Source organism: Spirulina subsalsa PCC 9445 (genome assembly GCF_000314005.1).
In the GTDB taxonomy this organism is placed as follows: Bacteria; Cyanobacteriota; Cyanobacteriia; order Cyanobacteriales; family Spirulinaceae; genus Spirulina_A; species Spirulina_A subsalsa.
Map to the genome: position 1 here is coordinate 1062368 of NZ_JH980292.1, position 17114 is coordinate 1079481.

The window sequence follows — 17114 nt, forward strand, 5'->3', positions numbered from 1 at the left end:
TTTGTTGTCAAGGTAAGAGGGAATAGGCAAGAGTTGGGGAGTTGATTACTATTCCCTATTCCCTACTCCCTATTCCCTATTCAAGCCCCTCTTAGAGGATGTCACTACTCTCCTCTTGGGGCAATTCTTCTCCTGCTTCGACCACTAATTCCGGGATGATGACGACATCATTGGTAATCATCGGCAATTGTCCACTATAGAGATTCATGGACTGTAAGCAAGCGTTAAGACCTTGTACTGCCTCATTGTAGATGGCAATTTTTTCCTCGACTTCTTCTAAATTTCGCTCATTTTGAGCAATCTTTAACTCCGCTTCCTTCTCTAAGGTTTGCTCTAAATACGCCCGCGCTTGGTCGTATTTTTGCAAAATATCGACTCGGTACTGTTGCGCTAAAGGAATGACCCGCGTTTTAATCATGTTATCAATGACTTGTCGGAATTCACTGCGAATAGTAGCGGAAACTTTGGGTTCAAAGTCTAACTTTAACAGTTGACGAATGGCAGGTTCTGCCTCTACAATGCTTTCCGCCCCATAACTTTGGGAAGTTTGTTGTAAGGTTTGCCGGAATTGATAGATAGAGAAAGTTCCCTCATTATAAAAGCGAGGACTTTCCCGCACATAGCGATCGCATTCTGCACGGGCTGCATTCTCCACTAGCTCTAGTAATAACTGTTCCAAGTGTTTGAACTGTTGTTCAATTCCTCCATCTTTGCCTAATAAACGGTATAAATCCCGGTAACATTCAGTGGTTTTTACCCACTCTAAGAGTCGCTGACAGAAGTTCCTCATAATGATTTGTCCATATTCAACTAACACATCTTCCAATTCATTGGACAAGGAATAGAGGGCTTCAACTAAAACCGCTAAGAAGGGAGCTGTGGAATTGCGACTATGGCTTCCTGTGGCTTTTTTGTAAGCATCTAACACCGAGAAAGTCTGTAAGAGCTCATCGAGTTTAGCGACCATTTGCTGCTTTAACAGGGTAAAATCTCGCTCAAATTCTAAATCTTCTCGGGCAATAATTTGATTGACTTTTTGTGATAAATGTGCCTCAAACTGACCGCCAATGGTTTGCAGTTGTTGGTTGAGTTTGTCCAACTCCTGCGCTTTCATGGCATCAATTTCACGGGGTTGACTTTGCAAGTCTTGCCGTTGACTGTTGTAGTAATTTTTAAGACCAATACAAAGGGGCTGTAAATCACTGGCTAGGGTGGTGAAGAGTTGGGGGCGTTTTTCTTCGGTTAAATACTGGGTGATGGCACGGCGAAAACTTTCAATCCCACTGTCGGTAATTAACTGTTCAATCAGGGGAGTTCCCCACTCACTCAAAATACGCACATAGTTTTCATTGGCCGTTTCATAACTATTCACAGACACCCGGAAAGGGCTACTGGTGAGTTTGCCGGAGTTGGCACAATAGTTATTAAATTCGCTGACAAATTGGGGGGTTTCTTCCTCTCCTCCAATGCCTTTGACACTTGCAGTAAAGATAGAATCGAGTCCAAAGCGATCGCGTCCTGTGGTCTGTTTAATCTGACTGCCATAAAAGCCTAACAGTCCACTGGTTTTATAAATCCGTGTCGTGTCGCGGAATTGACTTTGAATTAGGTTGTCTAACCGTTGACGGAGTTGGGCGTTATACCAGGTTTGGTCAATCCGGTTAAAGACATAAAACACCCGATCCCGAATCCCCGGATTTGTTTTAATTTTTTCCAACAATTCCGTCTCTTCGGTGGTCATATCCCCCGCCGCCGCAGGTTTTAAAATGGTGATGACGGCGGATGTTTCGGGATCTTCAATTTTACGGTAGGTTAGGTCAGCATCTTTCTGCACCGGGGCATCAATTCCCGGTAGATCCACTAACACATTACCATCTTCTAACAGGGGATGATAGCAATAATATTGCAAGCGTTTTAATACAGCACTGTTGCTCCCCCGTCGGGCATAATCGGCGGCTTTACTCAGATTAGAAAAGCCTAATTGATCCATAGAATAAATTTTATTCTCTAAGGTAGCAATGCGATCTCGGTTCTGTTGGAAGCCTTCTAATAATAAAATTAAGGCTTTGGCTTGTTTGGCGTATTCTGATTTACTTTCCCCTCCCTCTTGTTCAATGATATTCTGGGCTTTAGTCTTTAGGCCTTCCGTCACATCAGACTGGTTAATATTGCCCTCTAAGCTTAAACCTAAACGTTGACAAACCAGTTGCACTTGTTCGCGAATTTCTGACTCGCTGAGGAAGGTTAAAACGACTCGTTCCTCTTCTGGGGTGGCGTATTCAATATAACATTCTGTACCGGTGGCGTGTCCTTCTGCACTGTAGAGTAATTCCCGTTCTAACAGGGCATTAATCAACATGGATTTACCTGCACTGAATGCCCCAGCAAAGACAATTTCAAATTTCGGTGCAATGGCTTTATTGAGGGAATGTTCAATCTCTCGGGTACTGTATTGAGTGCGCAAGTGTGGTTCTTGTTGTAACAGTTGCAAGAGAGCGTTTACTTGGTCTTTCAGGTTGGCGCATTGCGGATAGTCTTGACTCATTATTACCCCGATTCTTTAGGCTAGAACATTTATAGCTACAGAGAATCATTGTCCTCTTTCGGAAAGATAGCAAATTTTCCGACTGGGTAAAATGATTGACCATAAATTTAATCTTTTTTTACGGTCTTTGACGCTTGTGTAAATGCAGCAAATATGATAGGAAATGCAAGGGAATTACTGAAAAAAAGATTAACCTGAAATGGCGGTTTCTCCTTGAAAATACTGAAGACATTAGGACAGTGGCATTCGTGTTTTTTCTGAGAGTCCCTCCCGTCTACTTTGAGAAAACTTTACTCTTGTTCTGTGCCGTTGAGGCTTAAGGTGTCCGCAAATGATTATTTTTCTTGAGTTACAGGGCAGAAGAGATTCAAGAGGTGCCGGGAATTTTTTGTGATGGCAGGATAAAGCTGTGATATAAATCACGAGGCAACCTGTAAAAAGATCACAGTAGTTCGCGGGAAACTAGCAGAAGATGAGGGACAAATCAAATTCTGCTGGAACCATCGTGGATACTTCACATATCATTCGACTCTTAGTAGAAAAAGCCCTCTATATTAAGAGACTCACCCCGGAAATTGAAAATGGCATTAATGAGGAATTAACCCGCTTGGGTCATATTTCCGAGGTAGACTATGAGGCATTAGAATTGTTGATGGCGGAAATGGATGCCGGACGAATTCAGTTAGTGTCTAGTGTCTGAATGCCGCCAAAAAAATTTCATCACTCGATTTAAACGTTGTCGTGCGATCGCTTGTTGTGCTGAATCCGGCACGAATCCATCACGGGGATTTAGTTGTACCAAAAGCGGAATGGTTTCTGTATCTAAAGCCACTTGAAACCCATGATCGGGCCAAACTAAATCCGAGGCTTGTCGCAAATCCTCCACTTGAGGATCCGTTTCTGGGTCGGAATATTTGACCCAGAACAGAGGACGCACCCAACACATCCCGCGCTGGGGAATCCATTGGATAACCTCCCCATAAAGACGGGCATAAGCACCACAAGATTCCTGTTCCAGATGTGCTTCTAAATAAACAATTTGTTGAGGGGTAAAGGGAGCAACAGAATCAAACATAGGAGAATTCATAAATGATGATCCATTATTAAAGCGCAATCCTGCGCACTCGCTTAACTTAAGGATGATTTTAACTCAACGCCTCGGCTTATGGTTCTCCCTGCTTCTTTGTACTATTACTCTTGTCCTTTCCTTGGGAATGTCGAATCAGATGAGCCATCAGCACACAGAAATCCTCTGGGATACTTGGGGAGTTCCCCATATTTTTGCGCCCGATTTAGAACAGGTCTTAACCGGATTTGGCTATGCCCAAATGCACAGTCACGGCAATTTAATTTTACGCCTCTATGGGCAAAGTCGAGGCAGGGCGGCTGAATATTGGGGGGAGGATTATCTCCCTTCAGACCGCTATGTTCATCAGATGGGGATTCCCGAACGGGCGCAACAATGGTATCGTTCCCAAACACCCCAAATGCGACGCTATTTAGATGCTTTTGCCGGGGGAATGAACCGTTATGGTCAAGAACATCCCCAGTTATTAGCCGACTCTTTAAAGGTGGTATTTCCCCTCACAGGAGTTGATGTTTTAGCCCATCTGCAACGGGTGATTCATTTCCAGTTTCTCAGTCCTCCTGTTAGGAATTCCCGACTCCCTCAAGGGTCCAATGGTTGGGCGATCGCACCCAGTCGTTCTCAAAGCCAAAATGCCTTACTCCTTGCTAATCCTCACCTCCCCTGGCAGGATTTTTATTTATGGTATGAAGCCCATTGGGAAACTCCCCAGACCAAACTCTATGGGGCGGCCTTAGTGGGAATGCCTATGTTAGCGATCGCCTTTAATCAACACCTTGGCTGGACGGCTACCGTCAACACCTACAACGGCAGAACCTTCTACGAACTCAACCTAGCGGGGGAGGGCTACCAATGGGAGGGGGGAGTCCGCCCCTTTGACCGGGTAGAAAAGCACCTCAAAATTAAACAACCCGACGGCCATTTTCGCACCGAATCCCTGATCGTCGAACGCTCGCTCCACGGCGTAATTCTAGAGAAAAATGACCAAAAGGCGATCGCCCTCAAAGTCGCAGGCTTAGACCGTCCCCACATCCTCGCCCAATTCTTACAGATGGCAGAAGCCCGCAATTTTCGACAATTTCAACAAGCCATATCTCAACTACAACTGCCCCTCTTTAACCTTTTATATGCCGATCAATCCGGCAACATTGCCTATATTTTTAACGCCCTCATCCCCCAACATTCCCAAGGCAATTGGGAGGACTGGAAAAAAACAATCCCCGGTCATCAAGCTAACACCTTATGGACCCATTATCACCCCTATCAAGACTTACCCCAACTCCTTAATCCTGCCACAGGTTGGTTACAAAATACCAACGATCCTCCCTGGACTAGCACCTTTCCCCCCCTCCTACAACCGGAAGACTATCCTGCCTATTTTGCCCCCAATTCCTTAACCGGAGCATTAAACATTTTTCGCACACAACGCTCCCTCAAAATGCTCCTAAATTCTCCATCTTGGACTTTACAACAGATGATAGAGGCAAAATTTTCCAGCCACCTAGAACTCGCCGATCGTCTCCTTGATGATCTCATAAACGCCGCCCAAGATTCCCCCCGTCCTCTCATCCAACAAGCAGTAAACATCCTCTCCCACTGGGATAGACAAGCCAATGCTAACAGTAAAGGCGCCGCACTCTTTGCCATGTGGTTTCTCTCCATGAATCAACAATCCCTCTTTAGCACCCCTTGGAATCCCGCCGATCCCCTCAACACCCCCCACGGATTAAGCAATCCTCAACAAGCGGTTTCAATTCTGGAAAATAGTACTTTACAACTGAAATTAGCTTGTGGTAAGATTGATGTAGAATGGGGTGATTGTGTGCGTTTAAAACATGGAAGCCTAGAACGCCCAGCTAGTGGGGCTTCTGGACAACTAGGGAGTTTTAGTGTACTAGACATTTCACCCATAGCGGGACAAAAATTTCAAGTTGTGGGGGGAGATGGGTATATGGCAGCGATTGAATTCTCCCAGCCCTTGCGTGCCAAAGTTCTCAACCCTTACGGCAACGCCACCCAGCCCCACTCTCCCCACCGAGGAGATCAAATTCCCTTATATGCCCAGCAAGAAATGCGTCCTCTGTGGTGGACTCGTTCTGAGATTGAGGATCATTTAGAGGAGCGGCAGGAATTGCCTTAAGTCCCCATTTTGACAAGTTAAGGCTTTTGTCCTTTTGTCAAGGCAAAAGGCAATAGTCAGGAGTTGCGAGTCATGTCATTGTGATTGATTTAAGATTTCCAAAATCTTCGCCCCAAACGTTAAAGGATCAAATAATTTAGGTAAAATCGCCCAGACTCCCAACTGGTAGTAATTGGGATCATTTTGGATATAACTTGCCACCTTAGCCGTGAGTAAGATAACCGGAATTTTCTCCGTTTCTGGTTGACCTCGCAAACGGTGAAGGGTTTCCATTCCATCCAAATCAGGCATCATCACATCCAAAAGAATCACATCCGGGCGTTGTTGCTTTGCAATTTTGATCCCTTCCTTTCCCGAAGCCGCCGTAAATACTTCCCATCCGCCACTCACTTCTAAACTGAGTTGGACAACCTCCCTAATATCATCCTCATCATCAATCACCAAAATCCGTTTCATCGAAAAAAATGAGTCTGAAACCCCGTCCTTTAGCGATAGCGAAGGACGGCTTTACTATTTAAGTTTAGCACTTTCACGCCATCATATCTCTCCTCTGTCACTCTGGAAGACTTTAACGAATCTTCGCCATCACAGCCCACGAGAGAATCAGGATTTGAACCTGATCTGACAGAAGAGAGTTATGGTGAATCCATTACGGTTGAAAACGAATCTTTAAATAATCCTCCTCCATCTTTGCCCCCTTGGGTTGTAAAGAGGCTAAGGATTGAGGTAACACCAAATTACGGCGATGATTGCCAATGCGAATATTTAACTCATCCCCTGATTTATTCAACTGAATCTTATCCTTCGTCATACCCGGTAAATACAACTCCAGACTGTAATGATCCCCACCTTGAACCACCCGTACCGTATTTTCTTGATGATAAACTTGGGTCGGATCTTCATTCGGATAAAGCAATTCTTTCAGCTTTTGTAACGCGTCCATCCCACACATTTCCTCAGAAAAAAGTGGAATTTCTTTCACCGGTAAAGGATGAAAATTCTCATGAATTTCTGCCTTATATTGCTTCTGACTTTCCTTCCAACGTTGGAAAAATGGATCACTCACTTCATCGGGAATAATCCGATTGGCAATCACCAAATCCGTCGCCACATTGTATAAACTTAAATAAGCATGAGCGCGTAGAGATTCTTTAATCACCATTTTCTCTGGATTCGTCACCAAACGCACCGAGGTTTGAGCATTATCCGTTAACACCTTTTCCAACGCCTCAATCTGCTCATAAAACTCATAAGGTGCGTCCATCACCTCCTTATCCGGCAAGGAAAAGCCCGTAATTGGTTTAAAAATCGGTTCAAAAAGAGGCCTTAACGCCACCGACATCCCTTGTAAAGGTTTGTAAAATCTTCTCATATACCATCCCCCCACCTCCGGGATACTTAACAACCGTAAGGCGGTTCCTGTAGGTGCAGAGTCTATAATCAGAACATCATAATCCCCCTCATCGTAATGGCGCTTCATCCGCACCAAGCCAAAAATCTCATCCATCCCCGGCAAAACGGCCAACTCCTCCGCTTGTACCCCATCTAATCCTCGGGCTTGCAATACTTGGGTAATGTAGCGTTTCACAGCCCCCCAATTGCCCTCCAACTCCATCAGGGCATCCAATTCCGCCCCCCAGAGATTCTCAACCACAGGACGGGCATCATGCCCCATTTCCTGATCAAAACTATCCGCTAACGAGTGGGCTGGGTCTGTACTCAGCACTAGGGTTTTATAGCCCAATTCTGCACAACGTAAACCTGTAGCAGCTGCCACTGAGGTTTTACCTACCCCACCTTTACCCGTCATTAAAATTAAGCGCATGAGTCACCTAACTCCCACTGAAGAATTCTGAGAAGTATTTACATATATTCACTTTAACGGGTTTTGCCTGAAAAAAAATGTTGACGCACCACATCCCAGGGGGAAATCTCCCAAGTATCCACATGGGAGATAATCTGATTTTGGTCATTGAGGATTAAGACACTTTGACCGGGAATGGCAATGCGAGGTCGCCAAGGGAGGGGAGTAGTCCAGTGGAGCGTCCACCGGGTGAGGATTTGTTCGGGTTGCTGTTCGATGGCGTGGAGGTCTAACTGAACGGCTTTAAACCAAGTCTGGAAAAACTGGATCATTTGTTGGTATCGTGCCAGACCGCGAAATTCTGTTAGGGGGTCTTTGAAATAGACCTGGGGGTGATAAATTTCATAGGTTTGGTCTTGGGGGAAGCGTTGATAATCGGCTTTAAGAATCTCAAGAATATCCATTGGATTTGCTCGGTACAATAGAAATAGACCACAATCTAAACCATTATCCTGATCTATCGGGAGTCTGAAAACCTTATTACCCAGTATTGCGGAGTAAGACACCATGAGCGAAGAACAAACCAATGCTTCTACCCCAACAGTAACAGAGAGTCCTTCGGATGGGAGAGGGGCTGATATTCCTGAAGGTGCAATTGTTGAAGAACGTCCTTGGGGAACGGTGACGATTTTGGAACAGGGGGAACGGTATCGCATCAATCGCATTGAGGTGAAACCGGGCAGTCATATTAGTACCCAGATGCACTATCATCGCAGTGAACACTGGGTAGTGGTGGCTGGGACAGCGAAGGTGATTTGTGATGGTCAGGAGACGCTGTTAATGCAGAAACAATCTACCTATGTGCCGATGAATACGAAACACCGGGTAGAAAATCCGGGGGTGATTCCCTTGGTGATGATTGAAATTCAAAATGGGGAGTTTTTGGGGGATGAGGATATTATTCGCTTTTCGGAATTAGAGAATAAGTGAAAGCAGTGGTGCGACTTCCGCCCCGACAGGGACATTGACCTGATGGAGTTTTACCCAGAAGCCCACCCCACATTTAGCACTCTAGACCAAATGGAAGCAGTGCTCAAAAAAATTCTGCATTATTGGATACCTAATTTTGTTAACTTTTGTTAAGTGTGTTAAGCTTAATTGAACATGACTTGAAGTAAAGGTACACATAATGCCATTCACCATTGACTCGGCTCGTAGCATTTTTCCTGAAACCCTAGCGGCTGACGTAGTTCCGGCCACCATTGCTCGGTTCAAGCAGCTTAGTGCGGAAGATCAACTGGCTCTCATTTGGTTTGCTTATCTGGCAATGGGTAAAACCATCACCATTGCTGCTCCTGGGGCTGCAAATATGCAGTTTGCTCAAAGGACTCTGGATGAAATTCGGCAGATGACTCCTCTACAGCAAACCCAAGCGATGTGCGACTTGGCGAACCGGACAGATACTCCTATGTGTCGCACCTATGCCAGTTGGTCTGCTAATATCAAGCTGGGTTTCTGGTATGAACTGGGACAGTTTATGGAACAAGGAATTGTTGCGCCTATTCCCGAAGGCTACAAACTCTCAGCGAACGCCAATGCCATCCTAGCGACTATTCAAGGTCTTGATCCCGGTCAACAAATCACGGTTCTGCGTAATTGTGTTGTTGATATGGGGTTCGATATTAGTAAATTAGATAGCTCTCAACGGGTGGCAGAACCTGTTGTGCCTCCTAAAGAGATGTCCCAACGGACTAAAGTTCAAATCGAAGGTGTAACTAATTCCACAGTCTTGGAATACATGGATAACTTGAATGCTAACGATTTTGACAACTTAATTAGTCTGTTTACAGAAGATGGAGCTTTACAACCTCCTTTCCAAAAACCCATTGTTGGTAAAGATAATGTGCTGCGGTTCTTCCGGGAAGAATGCCAGAACCTGAAGTTAATGCCAGAACGAGGGATTTCTGAACCGGCGGAAGATGGCTATACTCAAATTAAGGTTACTGGTAAAGTGCAAACTCCTTGGTTTGGGGGGAATGTGGGGATGAACATTGCTTGGCGTTTCTTGCTGAACCCAGAAAACAAGGTTTTCTTTGTGGCGATTGATTTGTTAGCCTCTCCTAAAGAGTTGTTGAACTTGGTGCGCTAGAATAGAGTTCACCTAAAAATTACATAGGTGAGCGTTTAATGAATAAAAGCGCTCCCCTTTTTGGTGGGATTTTTGATCGTATACTAGGGCTTAAATAATTCTTAAATAATATCGAGCAAATATCCGCTTTGGTAAGGCTCAATTGGGTAATGAAAAGTGAGTGAAATTGATTGGTCTGAACAGGATAAAAATGCGGCTATAGATGCCTTACAGAAGGCTTATGAACGGGAGGTTAAGATTCTGATTGATGAGGTTAAACAAAAAGTGTTTAATCTCACGGAAGTTGACGAAGTGTGGCAATTACACGACTTTTTAAGTTCGAGAAGACATGATATTGATGGGAAGTATGACTATCGAGATGCTGCCAGTGTGTTTGTGTTGGCCACATTAGTTAAACAGGGATGGTTAAGTCTGGAAGAATTACAGGTTTTGGGTCGAGATAAATTAGCGAAAATCTCGGCTCTGACTAGGATCTAATTGTCGCACCTCTTGAAGAAGGGCGGGTTGGGTCGTTCTCGGACCACCAGCCCTCACTCCTGAACCTTGAGGCTAGTACAATTCCGAGATCACCAACTGACTCAACTGTTGGGCTGCCCCCCCCTGGCCTCGCACTTGGGCTAACTCTCTCTTCATCGCCTCTAAACGTTCAGGATGGTCTAAATAGTCCAACATCAGTTCCCCAATTTGTTCCGGGGTGAGGGCTCCGACTAATTCCGGCACGATTTCCCGTTTGGCCCAGAGATTGGGCCAAGCATAAAGACGTTTGGTTTTCAGGGTATATTGCATCATCACCCAGTTAATCAGCAGGGCGAATCCTTTGCCGAGGAGGGGTAAGTTAGCCAGTAAACCGGGTAAACCATCCCAAGCGCGCATCGCGTCCAGTTGTTGGGTGAACATCCCCACAATCATGGGAACTCCTAGGGCTCCCAGTTGGGCGGTGTTGGCTCCAACGGTGGTGAGACAAATCCGGCATTGGGTGAGGATGTCGTAAGCGGGGAAGTCCTGCCACAGGATGATTTTCACGCCTTTGGGGGTGAGGAGATAGGGGCGCTCTCCATGGTCTGGACGGATGAGGGTTGCTCCCACATTGCCCATGCGGGAGAGGATGGGGTTATAGTCGGGGTTGGCAAATTGAGCGAGGGTGTCAATGTCTAAGGTGGGGGCAACGGGGATGACGAAACGGGTTTGGGGGCGCTTGTGGTGGATAAATTCGGCTAAGGCACAGCTAAAGGGTACCCCTTGGGTGAGTTTCATGGCTTTGGAACCGGGTAGGAGTCCAATCCATTCTTCCTCGGGGTTTTGGGGGGGGGTAAGGTTGCCGACATCGGCCATGAGGTCGCCGACGATGGTGAGTTTCGGGCGATATTTGGGGGGGGCTTGGGCGATCGCATTTTCATTCATCACACCCACACGCTGCACATATTGCAACCAACGGGGCTCCCACTCTACATAGGTAATAATCCTATAGCCTAGGCGTTTGCCCAATAACACGGCAAAGGCCTGATCTCCGCCCAAAAATAAGACTAGACCTCGTTGATGCCAGTCCCAGTTTTCGGCGGTTTTGCCCCAGAGGAGAAAGTTCCAAAAGTGGGGCGCATCTTGTACGCGGTCAATTTGGGGGTAGGAACGGGCGATCGCACCTTCTTTTCCCGTGGCATGGGTACAAGGGGAGAGAACCAGAGAAATCCGCACTTGGGAGCGCTCCTCCCCCAGTTGTTGCGCCAAACATTCCACCACCGGACGAACCCAAGTTGTCACTTCGCCGGGGCCGTTGGATAAAATCAGGAGGTCTATAGGCTGATTCATGTAGTATTCTCTTCAATCCTTTAAAAAGGCGAGGGTGAGTGTCTCCCCATTGCGGCGACGACTAATGGCTAATAAACCTTCCATCACTTCACCATCCCCAAGGGTATAAACTCGGAAATCTTGGGCTTGGGGACTATTAAAACCCACTGCCAGAACCTTGGGTGCATAAACATTCTCCTCTGAATCATAGTCGTAGTTCAGCTGATTGGCTATCCGATCCTCATAGTCCAGACCTGCAACCCAGGTCGCCGCGTTTAGCTCTTGGCGAATATTCGGCTCACAGTCGGGGGTGCGTTCATAAATCAGTTTCCATTGGGGCTTCCACCTCATGAATTCTAGGTGACTACCCCCCACAAAATACTGATACTGAGCTAAGGCCAAAGCTTCCAAATCCCCATCCGGCGGAGTCTGTTCATAAAAAACCACCACTCCCCAACCATCTTGATTGGGTGGACTGTAAAAGTTCATCAGGTCTTGGGCATAGGGGGGAATTTTCGGTGATAAAGACATGGGAATTAGGAGTAGGGAGTAGGGAATAGGCAATCTTAACTTGTCGAGATTGCCTCTTGCTTTGACGATAGGACAAACGGTTTAACTGGTCAGCCTTGCTCCTCCCAAAACGCTAGAGTGAGTATCTCACCGCTACTGCGGCGACTAATCCCTAACAGTCCTTTAATCTTTTCATCTTCGCCAATGGTATACACTCGCACGTCTTCCACCTCGGGACTGTCAAAACCTGCATTGAGGACGTCGTAGGCTTGCACATAGTTTTCATAGTTAATTTTCAGAAACTTTTGTCTCCACTTCAGAGAATCATTCCCAATGAGCATAGCTGAAACTGTCATGTGCGCGACAAAATCCGGTTTGACATCTCGGGTGGGCTTATACACTCGTTTCCAAGAGCGCATCCATGATTCAAGTCGTTGCTCCCACTTCTGGCCGAGAAAATTTTGATAGTGCCGTAAGGCCACTGGTTCTAAATCGACTCCGGGGGAAGTCACTTCATAGAAAATGGCGACTCCAGCCCCCTCTGACGGGGGGGAGTAAAAGTCGATTAGGTCTTGAACATATTGGGGGACTTTAGCAGAGGAGGACATCAGCACAGATATTGATTTTCTGATCAATATTTTAAGTGATGGGTAGGATGGCCTGTCAAGACTAGCTTCCTATACTATAAATTGAAAAATTTTGCAACACTGCTAATTGTCTTTTTTTTGTCAATATTTTTTTGTAAATTTTTATTTAGAATATTTTGAGTAAACACTCATCAAATTTGTCAAGTTTTGTAAAAAAATATTTTATTTTTTTTATCGAATTGTATCGAATAGGGGCGAGAACCCACATTCCATAAGCGTTTTCTGGTAAAACCACAGAAAGGTATTACTAGGGTTGAGGGGAGTTTACACCCCCCAGTGGGTTTGGGTTGCCATTCATCAGTTACCATTGCCATGTTTCTTAACAAAGCGCGATAATTTGAAACTGATGCTTTTTCACAGTTCAAGGCTTGCAGAGGGTTTTTAGTCCCCCCTCCCACCTGAAACCAGACACCTGATTTTAGTTATCGCATTTTAATTAAAGGAGACACACATTTATGTTCACTCACGTCAAGTCCACCACTCGACGCATCACACCAGAAAACCTCAACGGTCGGTCCGTTATGAAGGTGGTCTATGTCGTGTTAGAGCCTCAGTACCAAAGCACGCTATCGGCGGCGGTACAGTCGATTAATAAGAATAATCCCCATGTAGCCATTGACCTCAGTGGCTATTTAATTGAAGAACTGCGGGACGCTGGGAATTATGAAGACTTTAAGCAGGATGTCGCCCAGGCGAATATATTTATTGCCTCGTTGATTTTTATTGAAGAGTTGGCCGAGAAGGTGGTGGCGGCTGTGGCTCCCCACCGCGATCGCCTTGATGTGTCCGTGGTGTTCCCCTCTATGCCCCAAGTCATGCGCTTGAATAAGATGGGCAGTTTCTCCATGGAGAATTTAGGGCAAAGTAAAAGTGCGATCGCCCAATTTATGAAGAGTCGGAAAAAGAACTCCGGCTCTTCCTTCCAAGATAGTATGTTAAAGCTCCTGCGCACCCTGCCCAAGGTGTTGAAATACCTGCCCATGGATCGCGCTCAGGATGCCCGTCATTTTATGCTCAGTTTCCAGTATTGGCTGGGGGGTTCTGCTGATAATTTAGAGAACTTCCTGCTGATGTTGGCCGATAAATACGTTTTCAAAGACCAACAAAAACAAGGGGTCATCTATTCCGAACCCGTGGTATATCCCGATATGGGGGTATGGCATCCCCTCGCCCCCAAAATGTTTGAGGATGTGAACGAATATTGGGACTGGTTCAACCAACGGGATGATATTTCCGAAGACTTACGGGACCCCCTCGCCCCCTGTGTGGGGTTAGTCCTGCAACGAACCCACTTGGTCACCGGGGATGATGCCCATTATGTGGCGATGGTGCAGGAATTGGAGGCAATGGGCGCCCGGGTGGTGGCCGTCTTCTCTGGGGGGTTAGACTTCTCCAAACCTGTGGATGAGTATTTCTGGGATAAACGGGTGAGAGGGGTTGAACCGACTCCCTTTGTGGATGTAGTGGTGTCCCTGACCGGGTTTGCCCTGGTTGGGGGGCCGGCCCGTCAAGACCATCCCAAGGCCATTGACTCCCTTAAACGCCTCAACCGTCCCTATATGGTGGCCTTACCCTTGGTCTTCCAAACCACCGAAGAATGGGAAAGCAGCGAGTTAGGATTACACCCCATCCAAGTGGCTTTACAAATTGCGATTCCTGAACTGGACGGGGCGATTGAACCGATTATCGTCTCCGGTCGGGATGGGGCAACGGGGCGCGCTATTGCTCTCCAAGACCGGATAGAGGCGATCGCGCAACGGGCGTTAAAGTGGGCGAACCTGCGCAAGAAGCCCAAAGTGGAGAAAAAAGTCGCCATTACCGTCTTTAGTTTCCCCCCTGACAAAGGGAATGTGGGCACCGCCGCCTATTTGGATGTCTTTGGCTCCATTTACGAAGTGATGAAAGCCCTCCAAAGCAATGGCTACGACATCCAAGACCTACCCGACAGCCCTCAAGCTCTAATGGAAGCCGTCATCCACGATGCCCAAGCCCAATATCAGAGTCCTGAACTCAATGTGGCCTATCGGATGTCGGTGATGGAATACGAACGCCTCACGCCCTATTATGAGCGTCTCAAGGAGAACTGGGGAGATCCTCCCGGACATTTAAACAGTGACGGGGAAAACCTGCTGATCTACGGGAAACAGTTCGGCAACCTCTTCATCGGCGTTCAGCCCACCTTCGGCTATGAAGGCGACCCCATGCGCCTCTTATTCTCCCGTTCCGCCTCCCCCCATCACGGTTTCGCCGCCTACTACACCTATTTAGAACGGGTCTGGCAGGCCGACGCGGTGTTACACTTTGGCACCCACGGTTCCCTAGAATTCATGCCCGGGAAACAAATGGGTATGAGTGGGGAATGCTATCCCGACAGCTTAATTGGCAATACCCCCAACCTCTACTACTACGCCGCCAATAACCCCAGCGAGGCCACCATTGCCAAGCGTCGCAGCTATGCCGAAACCATTAGCTACCTCACCCCTCCCGCCGAAAATGCCGGGTTATACAAAGGCCTGCAAGAACTCAGCGAGTTAATTGGCTCCTACCAAACCCTGAAAGATAGCGGTCGGGGGGTGCAAATTGTCGATACGATCATGGATAAATGTCGCATGGTCAACCTTGACCAAGACATTCAACTCCCCGCAACCGATGCTAAAGATATGACCCCCGAAGAGCGGGATAATATTGTGGGCATTGTGTATCGGAAGTTAATGGAAATTGAGTCTCGCCTACTGCCCTGTGGCTTGCACGTGATTGGGAAACCCCCCTCAGCAGAAGAGGCGATCGCAACTCTGGTCAATATCGCCAGTTTAGACCGGGAAGACGACAACCTGAAGAGTCTGCCCCGCATCATTGCCGAGAGTTTGGGACGCAATATTGAGGAAATTTACGGCAATAGCGATCGCGGAATCCTGAGTGACGTAGACCTCCTGCAAAACATCACCCTCGCCACCCGCGAAGCCGTCGCCGCCCTCGTCCACGCCCAAACCGACGCAGATGGTCGCGTCTCCAAAGTTTCCGGCCTCAACCTCTTCCAGAAATTCAAAAAAGCCCCCTGGGTCGAATCTCTGGAAAACTCCGGCTATCCCAACGTCAACACCGACGACCTCAAACCCCTCTTTGAGTACCTGGAATTCTGCCTAGAACAAGTCTGTGCCGACCAAGAACTAGGCGGCCTCCTCCAAGCCCTCGAAGGGGAGTATGTCCTCCCCGGCCCCGGCGGCGACCCCATCCGTAACCCCCTTGTCCTCCCCACCGGGAAAAACATCCACGCCCTAGACCCCCAATCCATCCCCACCCTCGCCGCCGTCAAATCCGCCAAAATCGTCGTAGACCGTCTCCTAGAACGGCAACGACTCGACAACGGCGGCCACTATCCCGAAACCATCGCCACCGTCCTCTGGGGCACCGACAACATCAAAACCTACGGCGAATCCCTCGCCCAAATCCTCTGGATGGTGGGAGCCCGTCCCCTCCCCGATGCCTTGGGACGAGTCAACAAACTCGAACTCATCCCCCTCGAAGAACTCGGCCGCCCTCGGATTGATGTCGTCGTCAACTGTTCCGGCGTATTCCGCGACCTCTTCATCAACCAGATGAACCTCCTCGACCAGGCCGTAAAAATGGCCGCCGAAGCCGAGGAACCCCTAGAGATGAACTTCGTCCGCAAACACGCCTTAGAACAGGCCGAAGAAATGGGCATCGGCATCCGTCAGGCCGCCACCCGCATCTTCTCCAACGCCTCCGGCTCCTACTCCTCCAACGTCAACCTTGCCGTTGAAAACAGCACCTGGGAAGAAGAGTCCGAGTTACAGGATATGTACCTCAACCGGAAATCCTTCGCCTTCAACTCCGACAATCCCGGAGTGATGGACGAACGCCGGGACATTTTCGAGGCCTCCTTGAAAACCGCCGAGGTCACATTCCAAAACCTCGACTCATCGGAAATCAGTCTGACCGACGTTTCCCACTACTTCGACTCCGACCCCACCAAAGTGGTGGCCAATCTCCGCAAGGATGGCAAAAAACCCGCCGCCTACATCGCCGACACCACCACCGCCAACGCCCAAGTCCGCACCCTCTCCGAAACCGTCCGCCTCGATGCCCGAACCAAGATGTTAAACCCCAAATGGTACGAAGGGATGCTGAGTCACGGTTACGAAGGCGTGCGCGAGTTATCTAAGCGTTTGGTGAACACCATGGGCTGGTCTGCCACAGCCGACGCGGTGGATAATTGGGTCTATGAAGATGTGAATACCACCTTCATTGAAGACCCAGAAATGTGCAAACGTCTAATGAACTTAAACCCCAATTCTTTCCGTAAGATGGTCGGCACTTTATTAGAAGTCAACGGTCGGGGGTACTGGGAGACTTCCGAGGAGAATTTAGACCGTCTCCGGGAGTTATACCAGGAGGTTGAAGACCGCATCGAAGGCGTTGAGTAGGG

General features: G+C 47.7%; 14 protein-coding genes. 6 read left to right on the forward strand and 8 right to left on the reverse strand.

Annotation, left to right across the window (positions count from 1 at the left end; all coding sequences use genetic code 11):
• Nucleotides 1-91 precede the first annotated feature (91 nt).
• Entirely contained in the window at nt 92-2545 is a 2454-nt protein-coding gene (locus tag SPI9445_RS0105125) for a dynamin-like GTPase family protein (protein ID WP_017303659.1), read from the reverse strand.
• A 472-nt stretch (nt 2546-3017) separates the two neighbouring features.
• Between SPI9445_RS0105125 and SPI9445_RS0105130 the strand changes: the two genes are divergently transcribed.
• Nucleotides 3018-3245 (forward strand): hypothetical protein, encoded by a 228-nt coding sequence (locus SPI9445_RS0105130; protein WP_420329758.1) that lies wholly within the window; start codon nt 3018-3020, stop codon nt 3243-3245.
• On the opposite strand, the gene SPI9445_RS0105135 is transcribed toward SPI9445_RS0105130, so the two are convergent.
• Complete coding sequence (locus SPI9445_RS0105135; RefSeq protein ID WP_202803638.1) at nt 3228-3632, reverse strand: hypothetical protein; 405 nt, start codon at nt 3630-3632, stop codon at nt 3228-3230. The genes SPI9445_RS0105130 and SPI9445_RS0105135 overlap by 18 nt on opposite strands.
• 52 nt (nt 3633-3684) lie before the next feature.
• Here SPI9445_RS0105135 and SPI9445_RS0105140 point away from each other — a divergent pair, with 52 nt between their 5' ends.
• The gene (locus SPI9445_RS0105140) at nt 3685-5772 is read left to right on the forward strand and encodes an acylase (protein ID WP_026079543.1); all 2088 of its coding nucleotides are present in this window, start codon (nt 3685-3687) and stop codon (nt 5770-5772) included.
• 75 nt (nt 5773-5847) lie between these two features.
• On the opposite strand, the gene SPI9445_RS0105145 is transcribed toward SPI9445_RS0105140, so the two are convergent.
• The 3 genes from SPI9445_RS0105145 to SPI9445_RS0105155 form a co-directional block, all read right to left on the reverse strand.
• Entirely contained in the window at nt 5848-6228 is a 381-nt protein-coding gene (locus tag SPI9445_RS0105145) for a response regulator (RefSeq protein WP_017303663.1), read from the reverse strand.
• A 193-nt stretch (nt 6229-6421) separates the two neighbouring features.
• Nucleotides 6422-7597 carry a TRC40/GET3/ArsA family transport-energizing ATPase gene (locus SPI9445_RS0105150; protein ID WP_017303664.1) on the reverse strand — a complete coding sequence of 392 codons (1176 nt, stop codon included), beginning with the start codon at nt 7595-7597 and terminating at the stop codon, nt 6422-6424.
• Nucleotides 7598-7650: 53 nt separating this feature from the next.
• A complete protein-coding gene (locus SPI9445_RS0105155; protein ID WP_017303665.1) occupies nt 7651-8040 on the reverse strand; it encodes a C6orf136 family protein in 390 nt (129 codons plus the stop codon).
• 103 nt (nt 8041-8143) lie between these two features.
• Between SPI9445_RS0105155 and SPI9445_RS0105160 the strand changes: the two genes are divergently transcribed.
• From SPI9445_RS0105160 to SPI9445_RS0105170, 3 genes are all read left to right on the forward strand, one after another.
• Nucleotides 8144-8566, forward strand: a complete 423-nt coding sequence (locus tag SPI9445_RS0105160; RefSeq protein ID WP_017303666.1) for a phosphomannose isomerase type II C-terminal cupin domain — start codon at nt 8144-8146, stop codon at nt 8564-8566.
• A 199-nt stretch (nt 8567-8765) separates the two neighbouring features.
• Nucleotides 8766-9725: an orange carotenoid-binding protein gene (locus tag SPI9445_RS0105165; RefSeq protein ID WP_017303667.1), complete on the forward strand. Its 960-nt coding sequence runs from the start codon at nt 8766-8768 to the stop codon at nt 9723-9725.
• A gap of 156 nt (nt 9726-9881) precedes the next feature.
• Nucleotides 9882-10202 carry a fluorescence recovery protein (RFP) gene (locus tag SPI9445_RS0105170; RefSeq protein WP_017303668.1) on the forward strand — a complete coding sequence of 107 codons (321 nt, stop codon included), beginning with the start codon at nt 9882-9884 and terminating at the stop codon, nt 10200-10202.
• 72 nt (nt 10203-10274) lie between these two features.
• On the opposite strand, the gene SPI9445_RS0105175 is transcribed toward SPI9445_RS0105170, so the two are convergent.
• From SPI9445_RS0105175 to SPI9445_RS0105185, 3 genes are all read right to left on the reverse strand, one after another.
• Nucleotides 10275-11531 carry a glycosyltransferase family protein gene (locus tag SPI9445_RS0105175; protein ID WP_017303669.1) on the reverse strand — a complete coding sequence of 419 codons (1257 nt, stop codon included), beginning with the start codon at nt 11529-11531 and terminating at the stop codon, nt 10275-10277.
• A gap of 12 nt (nt 11532-11543) precedes the next feature.
• The gene (locus SPI9445_RS0105180) at nt 11544-12041 is read right to left on the reverse strand and encodes a hypothetical protein (protein ID WP_017303670.1); all 498 of its coding nucleotides are present in this window, start codon (nt 12039-12041) and stop codon (nt 11544-11546) included.
• Nucleotides 12042-12130: 89 nt separating this feature from the next.
• Entirely contained in the window at nt 12131-12628 is a 498-nt protein-coding gene (locus SPI9445_RS0105185) for a hypothetical protein (RefSeq protein WP_017303671.1), read from the reverse strand.
• A 494-nt stretch (nt 12629-13122) separates the two neighbouring features.
• Between SPI9445_RS0105185 and SPI9445_RS0105190 the strand changes: the two genes are divergently transcribed.
• Entirely contained in the window at nt 13123-17112 is a 3990-nt protein-coding gene (locus SPI9445_RS0105190) for a magnesium chelatase subunit H (RefSeq protein WP_026079544.1), read from the forward strand.
• Nucleotides 17113-17114: the final 2 nt, after the last annotated feature.